Below are 3,216 nucleotides of genomic sequence, written 5' to 3' on the forward strand. Positions count from 1 at the left end.
AAGCCCGCTCCGTACCGCCTAGCGGTTGGTGTCGGGTAGTTTACGTCACAGCCGACTGGGATCCCTGACAAGCAAAAGATGGGCTTGCCTTGGCCGGAGTCGATAACGCTGGAAAAGGCTGGCACAGAGATTTGCCAAGGCAGTTCGGATGGCACTAGAGTAGCGTCAAGTCTTTTGCCAGCCCGTTGTCCTTTGCAAGTGTCTTTGTGAGGTCATCATGCCGCTTATCCCACAGGGGTTGCGCCCCCATCGTCGTCTCCTCTGGGCAGGGATCCCGTTAGCTGGTGCTTTGGCCTTGGGGGCCTGCTGGAGCAACCCCACAGGTGCTGAAGTCGAGTCTCCCACATCGACTCAGAATCCCTTCCCCCCCATCCCCACTCCACCGCCGCCGCTGCCTTCCCCAAGCGGGACGCCGGGCCTTCCCCCTTGGTGGCCCCGCGCCCAATCGCCGCAGTGGGAAGATTCTCCTTACGCTTCGGTCTTGTCCGGCTTTTTGCAAGGATTGGCGGCCCAAGGGGGAGCGCTCTCTCAACAGGGGATCCTGCTCTGGACGCCGGAAGGGGAGCTGTTGGCGGAGCATGGGCTGGATCGACCTTTGCCGGTGGGAGCCTTGGATCAGTTGGCCATCAGCTTGATGGCCCTGGAGACTTGGGGTTACGAGCATCGCTTTGAGACCCGCTTCTACACCACAGGCCATCTTTTGGGCCATCGCTTGACGGGAGATTTGATCCTGGTGGGTGGCGGGGATCCCTATTTCACGGAAGCGAATGTGGCAGAGCTGGCCCACCATTTGCATAGCCTCAACATTCGCCAGATCGACGGGGATGTGAAGGTGTTGCCCCCCTTCCGTTTGCTGGGCCAACCCGATCCTTTGGGCGGCGCTCAGCGTTTGGCAGAACTCCTCAGCAATACTCAACAACCCCATCCGGTTGTCATTCGCGGCTCGGTGTCAGTCCTAACAGCCCTCCCCGCGGACGCCCACTGCCTGGCCAGCTACACCTCGCTACGGCTGGGATCCCTGTTGCAGATCCTCAATGGCAGCAACGACCGAGCCATGGCAGAAGCCCTGTTGGCGGAACTGGGGGGCGAAACAGCCCTGCTGGAGTACCTGCGGCAGCGGTTGGTGGCTCAGCCCATTTCCCGCCTGGATTCCCAAATGGCCCCCGCCGAGCAAGACATTCGCCTGGGGCAAAGAGGGCGAGCGCTGTACCTTTCCCCCCGCGCCCTAGCTCATCTCTGGGAACACCTGGTAGATTTCACAGATGGGGATCCGACTCGGATCTTGCCCAGAGCGGGCACTGGCCACAGCACCCTGCGGGCGCGCACCTTGCCCCCAGGCACGGCTGCTCAGGTGGGATCCGCTGCGGATCGGCTGATGACGATGGGGCAGCTGCCGAATGGCATCCACTTTGTCCTGCTCAACCAAGGTCCTGACCTGGGCATTTTGCGCCAGCAACAGGATCAGTTTCTGCAGGATGTGGTGGCCATTTCTGAGCCTCTCCGCCGCTAATGCTGACCTCAATTCGAACTTAATTTGAGATACAGCTCTCCCCCCACTTTCCCCATAGGAGGCGGAAGCTCAAGACCCCAGAGCCCCACAGGTTAGGAACAGGGTCAATTCATTTAAGAATGAGACGGCCCTGCAGCTAAGAAGGCATGGAGGTAGACCTCAGGAGGAAGCTTAGACCTGAGAGAGAGTCATAGGGTATGTCCAGGAAGGGAGCAGTTGCACGGATGAACAAGGTTAGTCGTGCAACAGTTTATCGCTGGCTGAACCGAGAAGACCTGAGGCCGACAACAGTCAAGACCCGCAAGCGCAAGATAGACTCGGCTGCCCTGCAGCAAGACGGAGACCAGTACCCAGAAGCTCGACTGAAGGATAGAGCCCGGTCTGGCGTCCAACCCGTCCTGCCAGCGGGACGGAGTCCTCGCGCTATTGACTGTGCTCTTGAGAATGAGAAGGTGAAAGTAGCACAAAAAAAGAGTTATGGTCATTTCAATTAAACCAGGAGACTGCGCCCACACCTAAAACTTTGAATGCACGGGGCCATAGGGCTTTTCTCAATGGCCCAGGCAATGGCTCAGGCGTCTCACCCTAACCTGAAATGACTACCCGAAATGACCATAAGTACCTGTTTTTCTCCGACAATTGACTTTTGCTGCTGATGCAAACTCTTTGGCAGACCATCGCCCAGCACCTTTCAGAAGCAACAGGGGATCCCATCCAGCCCCTACAGTATCGTTCTGTGGGCGGAGGCAGCATCAACGCCACCTATCGGTTTTCCTGCGCTTCCCAAAACCCTCTTGCAGAAGGGGTAAAAGACTACTTCGTCAAATTGGCCCGTGGGGGAGAAAGGGCGCTGGAGATGTTTGCAGCGGAAGCTGCGGGCTTGCAAACCCTAGCGGCTGCCCAGGCCATTCGCGTGCCCCAGCCCATCATCTGGGGATCCGTAGGAGAGCAGGCTTACTTGGTGCTGGAATACCTGGAGCTAACCTCGCCCCGTCCGCAGACTGCGGGTTTATTGGGATCCCAGTTGGCCCAGTTGCACCGCACCCTATCCCCCAACGGCAGCTACGGTTGGGAGCGCGACAACACCATCGGCTCCACGCCGCAGATCAACAGTTGGCGGCAGAATTGGCCGGATTTTTATCGGGAACAGCGGCTGCTCTACCAGGTGAAATTGGCTTGCCAACAGGGGTATCGCGGCACGTGGGTGGCCCAAGCCGAACGGGTAATGGCGGAGCTGGAAGCCTTTTTTCAGGACTACAGGCCAGAACCCGCTCTGTTGCATGGAGATCTGTGGGGCGGCAACTACGGGGCCTTGGCCGATGGATCCCCGGTGATTTTCGATCCGGCCACCTACTACGGGGATCGGGAGACGGATCTGGCGATGACAGAACTGTTTGGCGGCTTTCCGCCGGAGTTCTATCGGGCTTATCAGCAGACCTATCCTTTGGATAAGGGATATCCTCACCGCAAGCCCCTCTACCAGCTCTACCACTGGCTCAACCATCTCAACCTGTTTGGAGAGGGCTACCTAGGCTCGGTGCAGCGGGCTTTGCAGCAGTGTTTGCAATTTCTTGGATAAATCGTATGGTTGTTCAGGTTAAGATGAGACGCCTGGGCTACTGATCGCGCCAGCGGGACGGAGTCCTTGAAAAACCTTCTAACCCCCTGCATTATTGCTCCGCAACGCTATTGCTCCGCAACGCTGA

General features: G+C 58.2%; 3 protein-coding genes. All 3 read left to right on the forward strand.

Translation table 11 applies throughout. From position 1 onward, the window contains the following. Positions 1-217 precede the first annotated feature (217 nt). The 3 genes from NW843_RS09810 (at position 218) to NW843_RS09820 (ending at position 3,089) form a co-directional block, all read left to right on the forward strand. Positions 218-1,510 carry a D-alanyl-D-alanine carboxypeptidase gene (locus NW843_RS09810; RefSeq protein ID WP_414522822.1) on the forward strand — a complete coding sequence of 431 codons (1,293 nt, stop codon included), beginning with the start codon at positions 218-220 and terminating at the stop codon, positions 1,508-1,510. A gap of 224 nt (positions 1,511-1,734) precedes the next feature. After that, positions 1,735-2,004, forward strand: a complete 270-nt coding sequence (locus NW843_RS09815; RefSeq protein ID WP_049749598.1) for an IS630 transposase-related protein — start codon at positions 1,735-1,737, stop codon at positions 2,002-2,004. Between the two features lie 161 nt (positions 2,005-2,165). Further along, entirely contained in the window at positions 2,166-3,089 is a 924-nt protein-coding gene (locus NW843_RS09820; protein ID WP_414522823.1) for a fructosamine kinase family protein, read from the forward strand. Positions 3,090-3,216 lie beyond the last annotated feature (127 nt).

Source organism: Synechococcus sp. R5-12, assembly GCF_047502655.1.
Lineage (GTDB): Bacteria > Cyanobacteriota > Cyanobacteriia > Thermostichales > Thermostichaceae > Thermostichus.

What these genes read in the sequence shown, in the direction of transcription:
- NW843_RS09810 (WP_414522822.1), top strand. Translation starts at nt 218, where the DNA reads ATGCCGCTTATCCCACAGGGGTTGCGCCCCCATCGTCGTCTCCTCTGG.
- NW843_RS09815 (WP_049749598.1), top strand. Translation starts at nt 1,735, where the DNA reads ATGAACAAGGTTAGTCGTGCAACAGTTTATCGCTGGCTGAACCGAGAA.
- NW843_RS09820 (WP_414522823.1), top strand. Translation starts at nt 2,166, where the DNA reads ATGCAAACTCTTTGGCAGACCATCGCCCAGCACCTTTCAGAAGCAACA.